Source organism: Streptococcus sp. 9903 (assembly GCF_013276625.1).
Lineage (GTDB): Bacteria > Bacillota > Bacilli > Lactobacillales > Streptococcaceae > Streptococcus.
In genome coordinates, this window is sequence record NZ_VMLI01000011.1 from 15229 (window position 1) to 34110 (window position 18882).

Consider the following 18882-nt stretch of genomic DNA (forward strand, 5'->3'; position numbering starts at 1 on the left):
AGGTGTAAATTTATCCTTCTTTCACACGAAGATTGATTACACTTGTGATATCTTGATAGATTTTCACTGGTACATCAATCAAACCAACTGCTCGAATCGGAGCTTGTACTTGGATATGACGTTTATCAATCTTAATTCCAAATTGCTTTTGCAATTCTTCTGCAATTTTCTTATTCGTAATTGAACCAAAGGTACGACCATCTGGACCAACTTTTTCAACAAATTCTACAACAGTTTCTTCAGCTTCAAGTTGGGCTTTAATTGCTTTTGCTTCTGCAATCATCTCAGCATGAGCTTTTTCTTCCGATTTTTGTTTACCACGTAGTTCACCTACAGCTTGAGCAGTTGCTTCTTTTGCTAAATTCTTTTTGATAAGAAAGTTTTGTGCATACCCTGTTGGTACTTCCTTAATTTCGCCTTTTTTACCTTTTCCTTTAACATCTGCTAAAAAGATTACTTTCATTCTTCTTTCTCCTTTTCCTTTATTTCATTTAATACAATTTCTGTCAGTTTTTCACCTGCTTCTGACAAGGTTAAATCTTTAATTTGAGCTGCTGCCAAATTAAAGTGACCTCCACCTCCCAGTTCTTCCATAATCCGTTGTACATTCAGTTTACTACGACTGCGAGCTGAGATAGAGATAAACCCTTGTGTATTCTTCGCAAGAACAAAACTCGCTTCAATACCCGACATAGCTAACATGGCATCTGCTGCCTTACTAATAACAACTATATCATAGCATTTCGAGTCCTTAGCCTCTGCTATTAGTACATCTGAACCTAATTTACGCCCCTGTAAAATCAGTTCATTGACCTCACGATATTCTTCAAAATCTGTCGCAGCAATTTCTTGGATAGCAATACTATCACTTCCTCTCGTTCTGAGATAGCTAGCAACATCAAATGTCCGACTAGTCACTCGTGAGGTGAAATTTTTAGTATCCAACATCATACCAGCCATTAAAACACTTGCTTGCATACGACTCAAACGATTTTTCTTAGAATTCTGAAACTGAATCAATTCTGTTACTAACTCACTGGCACTGCTTGCACCACTTTCGATATAAGTAATAACTGCATTATCTGGAAAATCCTGATCCCTTCTGTGGTGGTCAATAACGATGGTCTGTGTAAACAAATCATAAAAATCTTTTGATAAAGTTAAAGCTGTCTTTGAATGGTCTACAAGAATCAACAAAGAACGATTGGTCACCATCCCCATTGCGTCCTTAACAGACAACAACTTCGTAACTCCTTCTTTTTCTAAGAATGAAATAGCACGTTCAATATCCGGAGACATTTGATCTTCATCATAAAGAGCATAGCTATTTTCAGTCACATTGCTAGCAAATAACTGCATACCTACAGCAGAACCCAAAGCATCCATATCAAGGTTTTTGTGACCAACTACAAAAACCTGATCCACACTTCTAATTTTATCTGAAATAGCTGTCATCATAGCGCGCGTACGTGTCCTTGTACGCTTGATTGACGCCGCAGATCCACCACCAAAATAAACGGGATTTTTCGTTTCGTCATTCTCCTTGACAACCACCTGGTCGCCACCACGCACTTCAGCCAAGTTTAAGTTGAGCAATGCAACTTTCCCGATTTCATCATGATTTCCATCACCATAAGAAAATCCCATACTTAAGGTCAATGGCAACTGTCTCTGTTTCGACTCTTCTCTGAAAGAATCAATAACAGAAAATTTATCGTTCATCAATCCCTCAAGCACCGTGTAGTCCGTAAATAGATAAAAGCGATCCATACTCACTCGACGAGAGAACATCATGTATTTTTCTGAAAACTCTGATATAAAATTAGCTACAAAACTATTGATTTGACTAATATCTGACTCAGAAGTTGCATCCTCCAAATCATCATAATTATCCACAGACACAACTCCAATCACTGGTCGACTCGTTACTAATTCATCTGTTATGGCTTGCTCCCTGGATACATCTACAAAATACAAAACACCGGAAGAAGCATCCATATGAACAGCATAACGCTTCTCACCCAGCTTGGCATAAGTAGACGGATTTCCTACTGAAGCCTTGATAATCGTTTGAACAGCTTCCAAATCAAAATCGCCATCTTCCTTGGTCAAAATCAATTCAGCATAGGGATTAAACCACTCAACCTCTCCAGAAGATAAATTCAATTTCATAACACCTACAGGCATCTGTTCCAATAGAGATGTCAAACTTTCTTCCGCTTGGTGATTTACATACTGTATCTGTTCTACATCACTCCTTGTATAATGCACTCTCAGTTTCTTAAATAAAAAAACATAGCCTCCTACAAAAAGAAACAAAATTAAAAGCGTCAACAGATGATTATTAACAAAAATAATGAAAGTGGATAAGACTCCAAACGCAATCAATCCTACTAGAATAGGAAAGACTGGACTTACATAAAATTTTTTCATTCCAAACCTCTTGGCACCCATTATACCATAATACCCCTCAAAAAGCGACTTTTTAAAAGTGTAATCAGTAATTCTATCAATTATAAGAAAAAGGAGGTTTACAATTCAGTAAACCTACCTTTACACATATTGAAATTAAGATTCTTTAACCTCTAACAAACCAATTTCGCCATCCTCACGACGATAAATCACATTAGTTGTTTGATCTTCAACATCCACATAGATAAAGAAATCATGTCCCAACAAATCCATCTGTAGAATAGCTTCTTCCAAATCCATTGGTTTTAAATCAATTTGTTTTGAACGAACAACTTTAGACTGGACAACATTTGAATCTTCCACCAAAGCATCTGTAAATAATTGACTAGTTGCTACCTTATTTTTATTTTTACGCTCGATTTTTGTTTTATTTTTACGAATCTGACGTTCAATTTTATCAGTTACAAGGTCAATTGAACCATACATATCTTGAGACACATCTTCTGCGCGGAGAGTAATAGATCCAAGCGGAATCGTTACTTCCACTTTAGCTGTTTTTTCACGATAAACTTTTAAGTTAATTCGGGCATCCAACTCTTGCTCTGGCTGGAAGTACTTTTCGATCTTTTCGAGTTTAGAAACTACATAATCACGAATTGCTTCTGTTACTTCTAGGTTTTCACCACGGATACTATATTTAATCATATGAGTACCTTCTTTCTAAACATTTTTGTTTTTATGATTTTATTATAACGCTTTCATTCTATTTTTGCAAATTTTTTCCTCATCTTACAAGGGAAAATGTTTTTACATCCTCAGCACCAGCTTCTTCCAGCAGTTTCTTCACACGATTTATAGTTGTTCCTGTAGTATAAATATCATCTATAAGTAGGATTTTCTTAGGAATGCGGACTCCACTTTTAATAAAGAAAGGAAATTCTGTCTCCAAACGCTCTGAGCGACTTTTAGAAGAACTAGCTCGCTCTTCTCTCTTTTCTAATAAATCCAGATACGCAAAGCCTGCTGCATCTACCAAGCCCTCAACCTGATTAAATCCTCTATCAGCATATCTATCAGGGCTTAGGGGAATGACTACAAATTGGTACTCTTTGTACTTTTTCAACTCCTCACTTAAAAATGAAGAAAAAACTTTTCTTAAAAGGAAGTCTCCATCAAATTTATATCGACTAAAAAAATCCTTCATAGCTTGATTGTAAGTGAAAATCGCTCTATGACTGACCTCAACTCCTTCTTTACACCAAAATTGACAATCTTGACACTTTGTTGACAATCCTATTTTCATACAGTTTGGACAGTTCTCTTCCCCAATTCTTTCAAAAGTAGAATCACAATCTAAACAAAGACAGGAGGCATCATTCTTCAGAAGTAAGAGACTACTAAAAGTTAAAACAGTCTTCATAGTCTGCCCACATAACAAGCACTTCATAGACCAGCCTCCTTATTCATCATCTGAATTTCCTTAATCGCCCTCTTGATTGAATCATTTAATCCATCATGGAAGAAAAGCAAATCTCCTGTCGGTCTATCCATGCTTCGTCCAACTCGTCCACCAATCTGAATCAAACTAGACTTGGTAAAAAGACGATGATTCGCTTCTACTACAAAAACATCTACACGAGGAAACGTCACACCACGCTCTAGAATAGTTGTGCTGATGAGTATAGTCAGCACCCCATCTCTAAATGCTTGCACCTGCTCTAATCGATTTTCTGTTACAGAAGATACAAAGCCAATTTTCTCATTTGGAAATTGCTCCTGTAAGATTTCTTTTAACTGCTCCCCTTTCTTAATTTCTGAAGCAAAAATGAGTAACGGATAAGCTGTCTTTCTCTGCTTATCAATATAGGACTTTAACTTTGGTGACAAACGATTCTTGTCTAAGTAGCGATTAAAATCCGATAACCAAACTGGCTTAGGAATAATCAACGGATTTCCATGGAACCGTCTCGGTAAACTCAGTCTTTTTAGTTCTCCTAAACGGACCTTTTTATCCAACTCATCGGTCGAAGTCGCTGTTAAAAAGATTCTCAATCCATTCTCCTTTACACTATTCTTGACAGCGTGGTAAAGCGTGAAATTGTCAACATAAGGAAAAGCATCTACTTCATCCACTATCAGCAAATCAAAAGCTTGATAAAATTTCAATAACTGATGGGTCGTCGTAACAACTAGTGGTGTTCGAAAATACGGCTTTGATTCTCCATGTAGGAGGGCTATCTCGCAAGCAAAATCCTGTTGCAGGCGTTTATACAGCTCCAAACAAACATCTATGCGAGGACTGGCCAAACACACTGCACCACCCCTATTAATCACCTTAGCCACAACTTGATAAATCATTTCTGTCTTTCCAGCCCCTGTCACCGCATGAACTAAAGTTGGCTCTTGCTTCTCTACTGCTTGAATCAGTCCCTCTGACACCTTCTCTTGAAAAGGAGTTAATTGACCACGCCATTTAAGAACATCTTGCTTCGGAAAATCCTCCTGTGGAAAATAGTATAAAGCTTGATCACTCCTGACTCGCTTCATAATTAAGCACTCCCGACAATAGTAAGCACCGATGGGCAAATACCATTCTTCTAGAATAGTACTATTACAACGTTGACAGAAAAGTTTCCCCTTCTCCTTTCTCATTGCTGGAAGTTTCTCCGCCAACTGACGCTCCTCTTCTGTTAATTCATTCTCAGTAAACAAACGACCGAGATAGTTTGGATTTACTTTCATACTTCTTTATTCGTAAAAGCCTAGCACTTTAGATGATTTTTTAGTACAATTAAATCATGGAATTTAGAACAATTAAAGAGGACTGTCAAGTCCAAGAAGAAATCAAAAAATCCCGCTTTATCTGTCATGCCAAGCGTGTTTATAGCGAAGAAGAGGCTCGTGACTTCATTACTGCTATCAAAAAAGAACACTACAAAGCTACGCATAACTGCTCTGCATTTATTATTGGGGAACGTAGTGAAATCAAACGTACAAGTGATGATGGCGAGCCTAGTGGCACTGCTGGTGTTCCCATGCTTGGGGTACTAGAAAATCACAATCTCACCAATGTCTGTGTGGTCGTGACACGCTACTTTGGTGGTATTAAACTAGGCGCTGGAGGACTAATTCGTGCGTACGCAGGCAGTGTTGCCTTAGCCGTCAAAGAAATTGGCATCATTGAAATAAAGGAACAAGCTGGCATTGCTATTCAAATATCTTACGCTCAGTACCAAGAGTACAGTAACTTCCTTAAAGAACATAATCTCATGGAGCTAGATACAAATTTTACAGATCAAGTCGATACGATGATTTATGTTGATAAAGAAGAAAAAGAAACTATTAAAGCTGCACTGGTGGAGTTTTTTAATGGAAAAGTCACTTTAACTGATCAAGGTTTACGCGAAGTTGAGGTTCCTGTAAACCTAGTGTAAACAATAGATAATACAGTGTTTCACTGATATTTTCACCGCTACTTTAATTAGCAACATAAAAAGGTTCTTGCCAAGAGTTACTAGAAAATGAAGCAATTCAAAAAGAAAACTGATAACTTTCTTCTTTACACCTATTTACTAAAATTAACTTATCACAATCGCTTAAAAATTAATGGCTTAGACCTGTGATATAAAAAAATCCTATCGCTCCGATAGGATTTCTATATTTTACAAATGGTATAGTTAGCGTTATACTAGAAATATCTTATACAAAGAGGTATTCATATGTCTATTTATAACAACATTACTGAACTAATCGGTCAAACTCCGATTGTTAAACTCAACAACATTGTTCCAGAAGGTGCTGCAGATGTCTATGTAAAACTTGAAGCATTTAACCCTGGTTCTTCTGTAAAAGACCGTATTGCTCTTAGCATGATTGAAAAAGCTGAACAAGACGGTATTCTGAAACCTGGTTCTACTATTGTTGAAGCAACAAGTGGAAACACTGGTATTGGACTTTCATGGGTAGGGGCTGCTAAAGGGTATAAAGTTGTTATCGTTATGCCTGAAACTATGAGTGTGGAACGACGTAAGATTATCCAAGCCTATGGTGCTGAACTCGTCCTTACGCCTGGTAGCGAAGGAATGAAAGGTGCTATTGCTAAGGCTCAAGAAATCGCTGCTGAACGTGATGGTTTCCTTCCTCTTCAATTTGACAATCCAGCTAATCCAGAAGTACACGAAAGAACAACAGGAGCTGAAATACTAGCTGCTTTCGGTAAAGATGGACTAGATGCCTTTGTTGCTGGAGTGGGTACCGGTGGAACGATTTCTGGTGTTTCTCATGCACTCAAATCAGCAAATTCAAACATTCAAGTTTATGCAGTGGAAGCTGATGAATCTGCTATTCTATCTGGTGAAAAACCTGGTCCTCACAAAATTCAAGGTATATCAGCTGGATTTATTCCTGATACACTTGATACTAAAGCCTATGATGGTATCGTTCGTGTAACATCAGATGATGCTCTTGCACTCGGACGTGAAATTGGTGGAAAAGAAGGCTTCCTTGTAGGGATTTCTTCAGCTGCAGCTATCTACGGAGCCATCGAGATTGCCAAAAAATTAGGTACAGGTAAAAAAGTCCTTGCTCTAGCACCAGATAACGGTGAACGTTATCTCTCTACAGCACTCTATGAATTTGAAGTTTAGTCTCCTAAATGCACTTAGCCCTTATTATAGGGCTTTTTATTTTTACCTTGAAAATAGGAAGCTCTCCCTATAGGGATCGACTGCATAGAAAAAAGGAAGCAAATTTACTTCCTTTCTATAATTAGTTATTCAAGGCTGCTGCCATTGTAGCTGCAACTTCAGCTTCAAAGTCGTTTGCAGCTTTCTCAATACCTTCACCAACTTCAAAGCGAGCGAACTCAACTACTGAAGCGTTAACTGATTCAAGATATGCTTCAACTGTCTTGCTGTCATCCATGATGTAAACTTGTGCAAGAAGTGTGTAAGCTTGGTCAACTTTAGTATTGTCAAGCATGAAGCGATCCATTTTACCTGGGATGATTTTGTCCCAGATTTTTTCTGGTTTGCCTTCTGCAGCCAATTCAGCTTTGATGTCAGCTTCAGCTTGAGCAATAACATCATCATTCAATTGTGCTTTTGATCCATATTTCAAGTGTGGAAGAGCTGGTTTGTTAACCATTGCACGGCTTTCGTTATCTTGGTCGATAACGTGGTTCAATTGTGCCAACTCATCTTTAACGAATTGTTCATCTAATTCTTTGTAAGAAAGAACTGTTGGTTTCATCGCTGCGATGTGCATTGACAATTGTTTAGCAAGTGCTTCGTCTCCACCTTCGATTACAGAGATAACACCGATACGTCCACCGTTGTGTTGGTAGGCTCCGAAGTGTTGTGCATCTGTTTTTTCAATCAAAGCAAAGCGACGGAATGAGATTTTTTCTCCGATAGTCGCTGTTGCAGATACGTATGCAGCTTCAAGAGTTTCACCTGAAGGCATTGTCAAAGCAAGAGCTTCTTCGTTATTAGCTGGTTTTCCTTCAACGATTGCTTTAGCTGTTGCGTTTACCAACTCAACAAATTGAGCGTTTTTCGCAACGAAGTCAGTTTCAGCATTTACTTCAACAACTGCTGCAATGTTACCGTCAACATAAACACCAGTCAAACCTTCTGCAGCAACACGGTCAGCTTTCTTAGCTGCTTTTGCCATACCTTTTTCGCGAAGCAATTCAATCGCTTTTTCGATATCGCCTTCCACTTCAACCAATGCTTTTTTAGCGTCCATAACACCAGCACCAGATTTTTCACGCAACTCTTTAACAAGTTTAGCTGTAATTTCTGCCATTTTGATTCTCCTATATTTTTTAAAAATAGGAGAGCCGGGCTAAGCCCCGCCCTCCTAGGTAATTACTATTTATTATGAATTAAGCGTTGTCGCCTTCTACAACTTCAACGATTTCTTCAATTGAATCTGCTTGAGTTTCTGAAGCTGCAAATTCTGCTTCAACTGCTACTGCATCCTCACCTTGACGTCCTTCGATGATAGCGTCAGCCAATTTAGCTGTGATCAATTTAACAGCTCGGATAGCATCATCGTTAGCTGGGATGATTACATCGATATCATCTGGATCAGTGTTTGTGTCAACCATCGCTACAACTGGGATTCCCAATTTTTTAGCTTCTTTAACAGCGATTTGCTCTTTATGTGGGTCAACTACGTACATCACATCTGGGATACGAGGCATATCTTCGATACCACCCAAGAATTTTTCAAGACGTGCACGTTGTTTGTTAAGAAGTGCAACTTCTTTCTTAGGAAGAACTTCGAAAGTTCCATCTTCTTCCATACGTTTGATTTCTTTCAAACGAGCGATACGTTTTTGGATTGTTCCCCAGTTTGTAAGAGTTCCACCCAACCAACGGTGGTTGATGAAGTATTGACCTGAACGTACTGCTTCTTCAGCAACTGCATCAGCTGCTTGTTTCTTAGTACCAACGAACAATACAACTGCATCGTTAGCTGCTGCATCACGCATGAAGTCGTATGCTTGGTCAGCGTATTTTACAGTTTGTTGCAAGTCGATAACGTGGATTCCGTTACGCTCTGTAAAGATGTATTTAGCCATCTTAGGGTTCCAGCGACGAGTTTGGTGACCAAAGTGTACACCAGCCTCAAGAAGTTGTTTCATTGAAATTACTGCCATGAGTATTTCTCCTTTTTGTTTTTTTCCTCTTCTTGACTTCAACTCGCAAAACGACCCAAGAGCAACTGCTTCACAATTCATCAAGAATGAGTATTATCGTTCACACGACAATTTTCATTTTACCATACTTTTCCAATATTTTCAAGCTATTTTGATATAATTTTTAATAGTTATTGTCTCTGGTAAAACCTGAAAAAGAGGGCTCTATTCGAGTCCCTCTCTCTAATTAGTCTGCATAAATATATGTTACAAAACCTTCAGAAGTCGTTGTTGGATTAAACCATCCACGGTGATTTCCAAGTGTACGATTACCTGCATAGTTTGATTCTGATACTTGGATACGTGTTGTTGATTCAACAGCTGTAACAACCGCTACGTGTCCATATCCACCATCGTTCCAACATGCAATTGCTCCAACTTGAGGTGTCGATCCTGTACGGAATCCTGCTGCAGCTGCACTTGTAGCCCACTGTGCTCCATTACCCCAATAGTCTCCAGCCCAAGGTGCTAATGTTTTAACTCCCCAGGTACATTCTCCAATTGGGTAAGTTGAGGCATCCGTGTTATATGTTGGACGTACTTTAGCCTGAACAGGTGCTACTGCAGATTCAGATACTGCTTGTACCTGTGCTGTTAGGTTTGTATTACCTGAAGCAAGTACTGATTGTTGTTGGCTAGCTTGTTTTTCTTTATAAGCTGCTTCTGCTGCCGCAGCTGCACGAGCCTCTGCCTCAGCTGCTGCTTTTTGCTCTAATAGACTTGCCTTTTCCCCTTCAGCTGTCGCTTTCTCAGCAGCAAGACTCAATTCAGCAGCTTTTAGTTCTGCCTGTTTCGTAGTCAATGCTTGAGCATCATCAGCTAATTTTTGTTGATTAGCAATTACAGTATTGATAGCATCATTATTTGCTACTTGTTTTTCAGAAATAGCTTTTTTATCTGCCTTTTGTTGTTCTAACATTTTGTTATTCGCAGATACGATTTCACTCATTGCAGCAACACGTGAAATAGCTTCTGTAATTGATTTTGAGTTTACGATTGTATTGATGTAGCTAGTTGCGGCTCCATTTGTTTGAGCACTACGAGCTTGTTTTTCCAAAGATTGGTTACGAGAAACAATGTTTTTAGAAAGTTCTGTAATCTCACCCTCGAGTTTCTTAGATTCTGCTTGTAATCTATCATTTTCAGATTGCAAGTTAGATTGCTCTGCTTGAATAGCAGATACTTGCTCCTGAATTTGATCAACTTGTTTTTGTGCTTCTTGTTGTTGTGCTGTTAAGTTACTAATTTTATTATCTTGAGCAGCAATTTTGTCATCAGTCGTTTCTGCATGAGCAGTCGTCAATACTGCTGCCTGGGAAACCATTACTGTACTTAATAAAAGCGAGGCTAAGATTTTTTTCTTCATGGTTAATAAATACTCCTTCTGTTTAAGACAATACTAGTATACCAAAAAAAACTCCAATAAATATTACGCCTTTGTTACATTTATATGTCGTTCTTATAGATAATATTTTTCAAAAATAAATTGAAAAACAGTAATCCATAAAAAATTTAAAATCATCGTCGGTACCAAGCTATAGACTATAAAAATCGACATGTTATCCACTGTCAGCCCTACCATAAAAGCCAAAAGATAACTACCCATTTCAAACAGGAAGGTCAGGACAATCATAGAGAGCATTCGTGTCCAACGATTCAACAAAATAACACTATTCAATTTATGAAGAAAGGCTCCCAATAAGATAAATAAGAGAGTTGCAATCCCTATTAGATGGAAAAAGTAAACATCGTAAACCAAGCCCACCATAAAACAATAGACTAGATAGAGATATTCTGATACTTCTATTGTCTCAAATAAGAGAAATAGAAAAAGAAAATGACTAGCCAAATGTACATGGGGGAAAAATGAGCCCAGAAGCTGGCTAATATGGGCGTCAATTAGAACAAAGAAAGGGAGCAATAAAAACACTCCAACCCACTTCAACTGTCTCATTATGAATTCCCCACTAATTCTATCACATCTACATTATGAGTATCTGCACTCAATTTAACAGTTACTTCTCGTGTCAAATAGTCTGTACTATGCGTTGTGGCAGCCACTTCACCAACAGGAATATCTGCAACATTAAAGTTTCCTAATCCACCCGTTGTCACCTTATCGCCTGTACTAATATCGCTATTACTATTTAATTGGCTAATTTTAAGAACTTCATTTTCCTTGTCGTAGCCAACAATAATTCCATAAATTGTGGTAGTGCCGTGTTGAATTTTAACAGAAATCTTATCTGCATTTTCCGTATTTGTCAGAAGGTTGACTATAGTAGAGTTCTCCTCTACTTTTGAAACACTCCCAATCAAGCCACCATTTGCAATAGCTAACATGTTCTCAGAAACCCCTTTTGATTTACCTACATCTAAGGTCAATTCCTGTTTCCAAGATACCGGAGAACGCATAATAACATCTGCTGCCAAAGTCTGTGTAGCTTGCAATTTGGACTTCATATCAAGCAATTGGCGCAGTTGCTCATTTTCCGTCTTTAAACTTTCCGCCTCATTTGATTTGACTTCTAACTGGTAAAGCTGTTTCTTCAAACTTTCATTTTCATTATATGTTCGTGTCAAATGAGCCAAATCTGATTTGACAGAATCAAACCACTGAAAAGGTTTTTGTACAACCCTATCAACCAATGAAACTCCATCTCCTAATTTTGTCACAATTGTACTTGAATAAGTCGTCGCTAAGAGAGCTGACACAAGCAGAACAGTGACAAAAACAATAATGACATATTTTGATTTTTTAAAACGGTTCATATCCCTACCTTTATATCAAAAACTGTTACAGTAACTTTTTTATCAATTCCTGAAATCTACTAAGATTTTAAGAAAAATAAACAACAACCAAGTACGAGAATAACAATAATTGCTAGCGTATCCTTTCGCGTCCATTTCAATTGTCGGTATTGACTTCTACCTTTTCCTCCCTGATAACCACGCGCTTCCATGGCGATAGCCAAGGAATCCGCACGTTTTAAACTTGTCGCAAAAAGAGGAATCAAAATGGGAATCATAGCCTTCACCTTTTGAACAATGCTTCCTTCACCAAAATCCACTCCACGCGCTTTCTGTGCATTCATAATCCGCGTCGTATCATCCATCAAGGTTGGAACAAAACGTAGACTCATAGACAGCATCAATCCAATTTCATGAACTGGAACTTTCACACGCTTTAAAGGCGCTAACAAAGCTTCGACAGCTGATGCCAAACTTAAGGGCATGGTTGTTAAGGTTAACAAAGTTGAAAAGAAAATAATCAATACAAAGCGACAAAAAATAATTCCAGCTTGTTGCAAAGCATAATCCGTGATTCTCACAAACGAAAATTCAAATAAAACATTCCCATTAGAAATGAAAAACAGTTGAAAAATAGTTGTGAAGGCAATCAAGAAAAACATAGACTTCAAGCCCTGAATAAAAAATGAAAGAGATACTCCTGACAAAGCAATAAATATCCCTGTCGCTATAAAAAGAATTAGATTCGTCAAGGGATTATTAGCCCAAAAAACGATTAAAATCAGTAGCATCATAGCCAGCAATTTGCTACGTGGATCCAATCGGTGAACAATCGAATCCCCTGGGATATAACGCCCCAAAATCATACTATCCATTTAGCGACTCCTTGAACTCCTCTATCTTAATCGGTAATCGTTTAAATGACACACCTCTATCAGCCAATCGTTTACAAAAGGCCGTAATTTTAGGTACTCCCAACTGCACTTCTTCCATAAAGACAACATCTTGAAAGACATCACTTGGCTTACCACCCTTAACTAGACGTCCCTTTTCCATCACATAGACTTGATTCGCATATTCAGCAACATCATCCATCAAATGCGTTACCAAGACAATGGTCATCCCTGACTGGTGGAGTTTTTTGAACAAATTCATCAACTCTTTTCTACCCAGAGGATCCAGGCCTGCTGTGGGTTCATCTAAGACTAATACAGCTGGCTCCATGGCAAGTATGCCTGCAATGGCCACACGTCTCATTTGTCCCCCTGACAGCTCAAACGGGCTACGATTTAAAAGTGATTCATCAATTCCAACCAGAGCCAGTTTCTCACGCGCAATCTTCTCCGCATCTTCTTCAGAAACTCCAAAATTTTGCGGTCCAAAAGCAACGTCCTTCAAAACCGTTTCTTCAAAAATCTGATTTTCAGCAAACTGAAATACCAAGCCAACTTGTTTTCTAATTTGACGAATATCTTTATTTTTAGAAGTCGAGGTGATTAAGGTATCAAAAACTCGCACACTCCCTTGACTTGGAACCAATAAACCATTTAAGAGTTGTAAAATAGTTGATTTACCGCTACCTGTGTGCCCAATTAAAGCTGTATAAGAACCATCTTCAATCGTCAAAGAAACATCCGACAAAGCTGCTGAAGCTAAGGGAGTCCCTTCTTGATATGTAAAACTCACATTTTCTAGAGCAATTCCCATAGTTTATCCTCTAGCTCACTTTCTGTCAAATAATTTTCAGGTAAATCATAACCATTCTGGTTCAAAGAGTGTTTTAATTGATTAGCAAAAGGATCGTCTAATCCAATTTGATCTAAATCATTTCGAGAGAAAAGTTCTCTTGGGCTACTAGTTGATTCAATTTCCCCTTTTTTCATGACCAATACGCGGTCACTCATGGCAACTTCTTCCAAATCATGGGTAATAGAAATGACCGTCATATCATAGTCTTTCCGAATTCCCTGTACTGTCTCAATAAGTTCTCTACGACCCTCAGGGTCCAACATACTCGTTGCTTCATCTAAGATTAAAATAGCTGGTCTTAGGGCTACAACGCCTGCAATGGCCACACGTTGCTTTTGACCACCTGATAGACGCGCCGGTTCTCTCTTTTTAAAGTCCAACATGCCAACCAAATCCAGAGCTTCCTCCACTCTCTTTTTCATTTCTTGACGAGAAAGGCCCTGATTTTCCAAACCAAAAGCTACATCATCCTCAACAGTCGCTCCAACAAATTGATTGTCTGGATTTTGAAAAACCATACCGATTTGACGACGTATACTCCAAACATTCCCCTCAGTCAGCCTTTGACCATCAATTACAATCTCGCCAGATTCTGCTTCCAGTAAGCCATCAATCAATCGAACCGTCGTTGATTTACCACTACCATTATGCCCTACAATCGAAAGCCATTCTCCACGTTTCACGTGAAACGTAATATCCTTCACATCATAGTATTCTTGACTTTCCTTATAACGAAAAGAAAGATTTTTTACATCAATTATTGATTTCATTTCGAACCAAATGTCCCTTTAAATACATAGGCACTACCCTTGAAATAATCATAGCCAGAGTAGATAGTGAAAAATAAGGCTACATAAAGTAGAACTTGACCAAGCAAAGTCCAATGTAATAGCAAGAAAATAATGGCAAACATCTGACTGAAAGTTTTAATTTTTCCAGGCATTGCTGCTGCTAAAACTGTCCCACCAGTTTCAACCAGTAATAGTCTTAAACCTGTAACAGCCAACTCACGACAGATGATTACTGCAACAATCCAAGCTGGAGCCATACCTAACTCAATCAACATAATAAAAGCCGACATAACTAGTAACTTATCCGCCATAGGATCTGCAAATTTACCGAAATTACTGACTACATTCCATTTACGAGCTAAATATCCGTCTAAATAATCTGTAATACTGGCAATAGCAAAGATAATAGCTGCCACTATATGACTCTCTATCGAATTTCCTATCGTTAAAATAAAGATAAAAATAGGTATAAAGAGAATTCGACCTATTGTTAAGAGATTGGGAATTTGTTCTTTTTTCATTCGTTTTTCCTTAATTTTTAGTAAAGGTTACAGTGATTTGTCCAGTTTGAGCTGTTAACTTCGATAAATCAACAGTCTGATTATCTACTGTCAAAGTAACACCTTTTACAACACCTAACGTAATGGTTACAGGACTTTTAGTTGAAACGGTTGCTTCTGCACTTTTATTATCCGGTGATAAGGTTACACCGCCCTCAAGTTCGCTTTCTGAAACGCTGACCCAACTTGTAACATCTGAAACTGCCAATTGCAATTTAACTGTTTCCTTACTTGTCTTATAAGCGATTTCTACATGATTTCCTTCGCCTGATACACTTATAGTTGATTCTACACTAGAAGAACTGCTAGATGAACTACTACTTGAAGAGTGGGGAACAGAGCTAGTTGAACTTATTGAACTTGTTGATTGAACCACACTGTAATTAGAAAGAGAAGGCCCCTCTGGTTGAGTTTGAATATAGTTCCAAACATAATAGGTCACAAAAATTAAAATCGATAAAGCAAAAAGTATAAAATAAAATAAAGGTAAAAATGATGTTTTTTTCTTCTTTTTCTTACTCGAACGTCTACGACCTGTCAACTCGTCTTCATCAACATCTACTTCCTCATAAGTAATCATACTCCCAGAATCATAAGCATCCAAAACAATTTGATCATCTAACTCAACAGCCCATGCATATTTTCTCAAGAAAGAACGCGTGTAAAAAGGACTTGGAAGTTGATCAAAATCGTCTGCTTCCATTGCTTCCAACATATCTAACTGGATTTCTGTTTTTTTCTGCAATTCATCTAAACTCAATCCCTGATTGATTCTAGCTAATCGTAAAACCTCTCCAATTGTTTTTTTCCTCATACTTGTCATCCCTTCTTTCTAGTATCTATTATGATAGGTTACTACGATGGGAATATTGTAAAATCAACTATATCCCCTTCATCTATTAAGTGATGCCCCGCTTCAAGGACATCCTCTAAAGTAATTTCCTGTAAAATCTTCGGCAAATCAAAAATTGTCTCACCATTTTCAAAAGCATCATATTGCATTGCAATAAATTCAAGAGAGTTCATGCTACTGAAAAATTCTCCAAACATCTCTCTTTTTATAATATCTAAATGTTCCTCTGTAATATCTAAATCCTTTTTAAAATTACGAATGGCCTTCCTAAATTGATGAGATAAAGCAACTGGCTCTTTCGTATCCATTGTCAACATAACAAAATGAAAGCGACTTGTTACTTCAATTTCAAGAGATAGGGACGCATCTATTTTACCTGATTCATATAACTTTTGAAAACGATCCGAAGTCCAACCAAACATCATTGCAAACAATAATTTTAATAAAATATGATGTCGATAGCAATCCGCCTCAGAAACTCCTCGCTTACCTCTAACTCCAATCGCTAGTTTGGGAGAAGATACTTCCATTCTCATACTATCTGTTGGTTTTACATCTTGTAAAAGCAACTTTTCTCTTGCTACTTCCTGAACATCTAAATCTTTCAATTCTTTTCTTTCAAAATGGTCCTGTACTTGCTCTACATCAAAATCACCAACTAAAAACAGAGACATGTTTACAGGTTTGTAAAATCTTGTAAAATTTTCTTGCAAATTAGTTAGATTTATTTGGGAAATGGACTCCTCACTTCCAACTATATCCGTCGCTAAAGGTGTACCTGGATACAAATTCGCTAAGGTTGAAAAGAATAAACACGAATCTGGATCATCTTGATACATTTCTCGTTCTTGCTGAATAATATCCTGCTCTCTTAAAATGGAATCTTCAGTAAAATGTGCTGATGTTACCAATTCATCAAGTAAATCTAAATTTTCTAAAAAATGATCCGTTGCTGAAAAAAGATAGCTTGTTTTTGTAAAGCTTGTAAAGGCATTACTATCTGCACCTAGACTCGTAAAAGCCGACATCAAATCGCTAGAATCTTCTCTCTCAAATAATTTATGTTCAAGAAAATGAGCAATTCCTGCAGGATATTCTTTTACATCTCCGTCAACTTCTGTGACAAGCGTATCTACCGAACCAAATTGTACAGTTACACTCCCATAAACCTCTTTAAATTCCTTTTTAGGCAAAAGAGCAACTGTCAATCCGTTGGCCAAACGAGTTCGATAAATCATTTCTTTTACAGCTGGATAGTATTTTTCTTCAAAAACAACCTTTGTCATTCTATTCCTTCCATAAAGTAAATCGCCTGTAGTTTCACATTATTAGCTGCTCTACAAATAGCATCTTTGTCAACTTGCTCGAGTTTTGCAATCCAACTTTTAAAGTCTGCTGAAGATTTCCCAAGTAAGGCATTTTGATAAGCACGTTCAATCAATGAACCTTGATTATCTTGAGAAAGTAACAAAGACCGACGAATCATTTCCTTGGTCTGCTCTAACTCAAGCTCTGTAAAATAACCTTTTTTTAAATCAAGCAGTTGATTATTCATCATTTTACGAGCCTGGTTACGATTTTCTCGATTGATACCAGCATACATCCTCAAGAATCCACTAAACAAATCGAGTTGACTTAAAATGGTATAAGCTAATCCAGCATTTTCACGGACATTTGTAAAGAGCTTAGAGTGAGCAAATCCACCAAGTAAACCATTCATTACAATCATGGTTAAATGTTGCTCATCACCATATTCAGAAGGGCAATAATAACCTAATTCCAAAATGGATTGTCCCACATTTTTCCGAACCATACCTTCCTGAAGGATATTAGAATAAGGTTGACAATACTGAACCTTCACATCTCCTTTTCGACCTTTAAAGCCAAATGTTTCTAATACATTTTGAATTTCAACCTCATTAAAATCACCTAGGAAAAAGAAATCTATTCGATCACTGGCCAAAAATTCTTGGAAACAAGAATAAGAACTCTGTGGAGTTTCAGCTAAAATACGATTTCGTAAATCACTATATTCCAATTGGAGACGTTCATCATGAAAAAATAATTTATCTAATTCTTTATGTGAAAAATAAAAAGAATCATCCATATCAGCTGCTAAACTTGCTAGCAATTGGTTTTTCTCAATTTCAAATAAGGCCGGATCAAACCCATTATCAACTACTACGGGTGAAAAAAGAGTTTCTTTTACAAGTTCCAAAACCTGAGAAGTTAGCACATTTTTCCTACTTAAAAACTCATCACGAACATAGGTAAATGTCAATTCTATAATGTGGCTTTGCCCTCTTCTGAAACAATTGGTTGACATATCTGTACCGTATAGACCGGCCAAGTGTCTCCTCAAAGCTTGAGAAGTAGGGTACATCAGATTAGCAGTCTCTAGCATACTCGCACTCAACATGCGACCTGCAATCGTATCGAGGGATAATGGAGCGGTAAAACGCACGGTAATTTTGTTTGTTTTAAACTTTTTTGATTGGATAAAATGTGTTGAAATTCCATGCACTAACTCCATGATTTACCTCCTTATATACAGACTTCTATTATATCACGAAAACCTGAAATTTTCTTGTTCTCTGTAACACTTTTGAAATAAAAATCGCTTACATTTTTCCCTGTTTCTCTCACTATTTTTAGGAAAATATGGTATAATACCAAAGATTGAGGTGAATTATGGAATACAAATTATTTGAAGAATTTATTACCCTCCAAGCACTACTCAAAGAACTTGGAATTACACATAGCGGAGGAGCTATCAAATCATTTCTCTCTGAACATTCTGTTTACTTTAATGGGGAATTAGAGAGTCGTCGCGGTAAAAAACTTCGTATTGGTGATAAAGTTGACATCCCTGACATGAATATTGACATCTTGTTGACACAACCTACTTCTGAGGAGCAAGATGAATACCAAGCTGATAAAGTTGAAAAAGAACGAATCGCTAAACTTGTTAAAGAGATGAATAAAGGAGTAAAAAAAGACAAATCAAAACCTACTTCATCACCCAAAAGCAAACAAGCTCCACGATTCCCTGGTAGATAA

The 18882-nt window shown here is 37.5% G+C and carries 20 protein-coding genes and 1 pseudogene; 4 read left to right on the forward strand and 17 right to left on the reverse strand.

Annotation, left to right across the window (positions count from 1 at the left end):
• Nucleotides 1–10: 10 nt before the first annotated feature.
• The 5 genes from rplI to HT696_RS05230 form a co-directional block, all read right to left on the reverse strand.
• Nucleotides 11–463, reverse strand: a complete 453-nt coding sequence (rplI, locus tag HT696_RS05210) for a 50S ribosomal protein L9 (RefSeq protein WP_000864214.1) — start codon at nt 461–463, stop codon at nt 11–13.
• The gene (locus tag HT696_RS05215) at nt 460–2433 is read right to left on the reverse strand and encodes a DHH family phosphoesterase (RefSeq protein ID WP_173283405.1); all 1974 of its coding nucleotides are present in this window, start codon (nt 2431–2433) and stop codon (nt 460–462) included. Before HT696_RS05215 ends, rplI begins: the two co-directional genes overlap by 4 nt.
• A gap of 135 nt (nt 2434–2568) precedes the next feature.
• The gene (gene raiA, locus HT696_RS05220) at nt 2569–3117 is read right to left on the reverse strand and encodes a ribosome-associated translation inhibitor RaiA (protein ID WP_050073478.1); all 549 of its coding nucleotides are present in this window, start codon (nt 3115–3117) and stop codon (nt 2569–2571) included.
• Between the two features lie 79 nt (nt 3118–3196).
• Nucleotides 3197–3859, reverse strand: a complete 663-nt coding sequence (locus HT696_RS05225) for a ComF family protein (RefSeq protein WP_173283406.1) — start codon at nt 3857–3859, stop codon at nt 3197–3199.
• Nucleotides 3856–5154, reverse strand: a complete 1299-nt coding sequence (locus tag HT696_RS05230; protein WP_173283407.1) for a DEAD/DEAH box helicase — start codon at nt 5152–5154, stop codon at nt 3856–3858. The genes HT696_RS05225 and HT696_RS05230 overlap by 4 nt, the downstream gene beginning before the upstream one ends.
• 56 nt (nt 5155–5210) lie before the next feature.
• On the opposite strand from HT696_RS05230, the gene HT696_RS05235 reads away from it, so the two are divergent.
• The 3 genes and pseudogenes from HT696_RS05235 to cysK all read left to right on the forward strand — a co-directional run bounded on the left by HT696_RS05235 (nt 5211) and on the right by cysK (nt 7058).
• Complete coding sequence (locus tag HT696_RS05235) at nt 5211–5846, forward strand: YigZ family protein (RefSeq protein WP_173283408.1); 636 nt, start codon at nt 5211–5213, stop codon at nt 5844–5846.
• A 75-nt stretch (nt 5847–5921) separates the two neighbouring features.
• A pseudogene (locus tag HT696_RS10740) lies at nt 5922–6035 on the forward strand (PH domain-containing protein); the annotation flags it as partial.
• 96 nt (nt 6036–6131) lie between these two features.
• Complete coding sequence (gene cysK / locus HT696_RS05240; RefSeq protein ID WP_000029881.1) at nt 6132–7058, forward strand: cysteine synthase A; 927 nt, start codon at nt 6132–6134, stop codon at nt 7056–7058.
• Between the two features lie 121 nt (nt 7059–7179).
• Here the strand turns inward: cysK and tsf are convergent, their stop codons facing one another.
• The 12 genes from tsf to HT696_RS05300 form a co-directional block, all read right to left on the reverse strand.
• A complete protein-coding gene (gene tsf / locus HT696_RS05245; RefSeq protein ID WP_173283409.1) occupies nt 7180–8220 on the reverse strand; it encodes a translation elongation factor Ts in 1041 nt (346 codons plus the stop codon).
• 79 nt (nt 8221–8299) lie between these two features.
• Nucleotides 8300–9079 (reverse strand): 30S ribosomal protein S2, encoded by a 780-nt coding sequence (gene rpsB, locus HT696_RS05250; protein WP_000268466.1) that lies wholly within the window; start codon nt 9077–9079, stop codon nt 8300–8302.
• Nucleotides 9080–9305: 226 nt separating this feature from the next.
• Nucleotides 9306–10484, reverse strand: coding sequence for a CHAP domain-containing protein (locus HT696_RS05255; protein ID WP_081530007.1), 1179 nt, complete (start codon nt 10482–10484; stop codon nt 9306–9308).
• 93 nt (nt 10485–10577) lie between these two features.
• Nucleotides 10578–11072: a rod shape-determining protein MreD gene (mreD, locus tag HT696_RS05260; RefSeq protein WP_173283410.1), complete on the reverse strand. Its 495-nt coding sequence runs from the start codon at nt 11070–11072 to the stop codon at nt 10578–10580.
• A complete protein-coding gene (mreC, locus tag HT696_RS05265; RefSeq protein WP_173283411.1) occupies nt 11072–11890 on the reverse strand; it encodes a rod shape-determining protein MreC in 819 nt (272 codons plus the stop codon). The genes mreD and mreC overlap by 1 nt, the downstream gene beginning before the upstream one ends.
• A 59-nt stretch (nt 11891–11949) precedes the next feature.
• Nucleotides 11950–12744, reverse strand: a complete 795-nt coding sequence (locus tag HT696_RS05270; RefSeq protein ID WP_057488315.1) for an energy-coupling factor transporter transmembrane protein EcfT — start codon at nt 12742–12744, stop codon at nt 11950–11952.
• Complete coding sequence (locus HT696_RS05275; RefSeq protein WP_023940630.1) at nt 12737–13576, reverse strand: energy-coupling factor transporter ATPase; 840 nt, start codon at nt 13574–13576, stop codon at nt 12737–12739. The genes HT696_RS05270 and HT696_RS05275 overlap by 8 nt, the downstream gene beginning before the upstream one ends.
• Nucleotides 13561–14388: an energy-coupling factor ABC transporter ATP-binding protein gene (locus HT696_RS05280; protein WP_173283412.1), complete on the reverse strand. Its 828-nt coding sequence runs from the start codon at nt 14386–14388 to the stop codon at nt 13561–13563. Before HT696_RS05280 ends, HT696_RS05275 begins: the two co-directional genes overlap by 16 nt.
• A complete protein-coding gene (gene pgsA, locus HT696_RS05285; RefSeq protein ID WP_000712127.1) occupies nt 14385–14930 on the reverse strand; it encodes a CDP-diacylglycerol--glycerol-3-phosphate 3-phosphatidyltransferase in 546 nt (181 codons plus the stop codon). Before pgsA ends, HT696_RS05280 begins: the two co-directional genes overlap by 4 nt.
• Nucleotides 14931–14940: 10 nt before the next feature.
• Nucleotides 14941–15783: a cytoskeleton protein RodZ gene (rodZ, locus tag HT696_RS05290; RefSeq protein WP_171035932.1), complete on the reverse strand. Its 843-nt coding sequence runs from the start codon at nt 15781–15783 to the stop codon at nt 14941–14943.
• A 41-nt stretch (nt 15784–15824) separates the two neighbouring features.
• Nucleotides 15825–17108: a pitrilysin family protein gene (locus HT696_RS05295; protein WP_173283413.1), complete on the reverse strand. Its 1284-nt coding sequence runs from the start codon at nt 17106–17108 to the stop codon at nt 15825–15827.
• Nucleotides 17105–18355, reverse strand: coding sequence for a pitrilysin family protein (locus HT696_RS05300; protein WP_138704648.1), 1251 nt, complete (start codon nt 18353–18355; stop codon nt 17105–17107). The genes HT696_RS05295 and HT696_RS05300 overlap by 4 nt, the downstream gene beginning before the upstream one ends.
• Nucleotides 18356–18513: 158 nt before the next feature.
• Here HT696_RS05300 and yaaA point away from each other — a divergent pair, with 158 nt between their 5' ends.
• Nucleotides 18514–18882: a S4 domain-containing protein YaaA gene (yaaA, locus tag HT696_RS05305; protein ID WP_000455897.1), complete on the forward strand. Its 369-nt coding sequence runs from the start codon at nt 18514–18516 to the stop codon at nt 18880–18882.

Coding starts and splice junctions, on each gene's coding strand:
- rplI (WP_000864214.1), bottom strand. CDS start 463: ATGAAAGTAATCTTTTTAGCAGATGTTAAAGGAAAAGGTAAAAAAGGC.
- HT696_RS05215 (WP_173283405.1), bottom strand. CDS start 2,433: ATGAAAAAATTTTATGTAAGTCCAGTCTTTCCTATTCTAGTAGGATTG.
- raiA (WP_050073478.1), bottom strand. CDS start 3,117: ATGATTAAATATAGTATCCGTGGTGAAAACCTAGAAGTAACAGAAGCA.
- HT696_RS05225 (WP_173283406.1), bottom strand. CDS start 3,859: ATGAAGTGCTTGTTATGTGGGCAGACTATGAAGACTGTTTTAACTTTT.
- HT696_RS05230 (WP_173283407.1), bottom strand. CDS start 5,154: ATGAAAGTAAATCCAAACTATCTCGGTCGTTTGTTTACTGAGAATGAA.
- HT696_RS05235 (WP_173283408.1), top strand. CDS start 5,211: ATGGAATTTAGAACAATTAAAGAGGACTGTCAAGTCCAAGAAGAAATC.
- cysK (WP_000029881.1), top strand. CDS start 6,132: ATGTCTATTTATAACAACATTACTGAACTAATCGGTCAAACTCCGATT.
- tsf (WP_173283409.1), bottom strand. CDS start 8,220: ATGGCAGAAATTACAGCTAAACTTGTTAAAGAGTTGCGTGAAAAATCT.
- rpsB (WP_000268466.1), bottom strand. CDS start 9,079: ATGGCAGTAATTTCAATGAAACAACTTCTTGAGGCTGGTGTACACTTT.
- HT696_RS05255 (WP_081530007.1), bottom strand. CDS start 10,484: ATGAAGAAAAAAATCTTAGCCTCGCTTTTATTAAGTACAGTAATGGTT.
- mreD (WP_173283410.1), bottom strand. CDS start 11,072: ATGAGACAGTTGAAGTGGGTTGGAGTGTTTTTATTGCTCCCTTTCTTT.
- mreC (WP_173283411.1), bottom strand. CDS start 11,890: ATGAACCGTTTTAAAAAATCAAAATATGTCATTATTGTTTTTGTCACT.
- HT696_RS05270 (WP_057488315.1), bottom strand. CDS start 12,744: ATGGATAGTATGATTTTGGGGCGTTATATCCCAGGGGATTCGATTGTT.
- HT696_RS05275 (WP_023940630.1), bottom strand. CDS start 13,576: ATGGGAATTGCTCTAGAAAATGTGAGTTTTACATATCAAGAAGGGACT.
- HT696_RS05280 (WP_173283412.1), bottom strand. CDS start 14,388: ATGAAATCAATAATTGATGTAAAAAATCTTTCTTTTCGTTATAAGGAA.
- pgsA (WP_000712127.1), bottom strand. CDS start 14,930: ATGAAAAAAGAACAAATTCCCAATCTCTTAACAATAGGTCGAATTCTC.
- rodZ (WP_171035932.1), bottom strand. CDS start 15,783: ATGAGGAAAAAAACAATTGGAGAGGTTTTACGATTAGCTAGAATCAAT.
- HT696_RS05295 (WP_173283413.1), bottom strand. CDS start 17,108: ATGACAAAGGTTGTTTTTGAAGAAAAATACTATCCAGCTGTAAAAGAA.
- HT696_RS05300 (WP_138704648.1), bottom strand. CDS start 18,355: ATGGAGTTAGTGCATGGAATTTCAACACATTTTATCCAATCAAAAAAG.
- yaaA (WP_000455897.1), top strand. CDS start 18,514: ATGGAATACAAATTATTTGAAGAATTTATTACCCTCCAAGCACTACTC.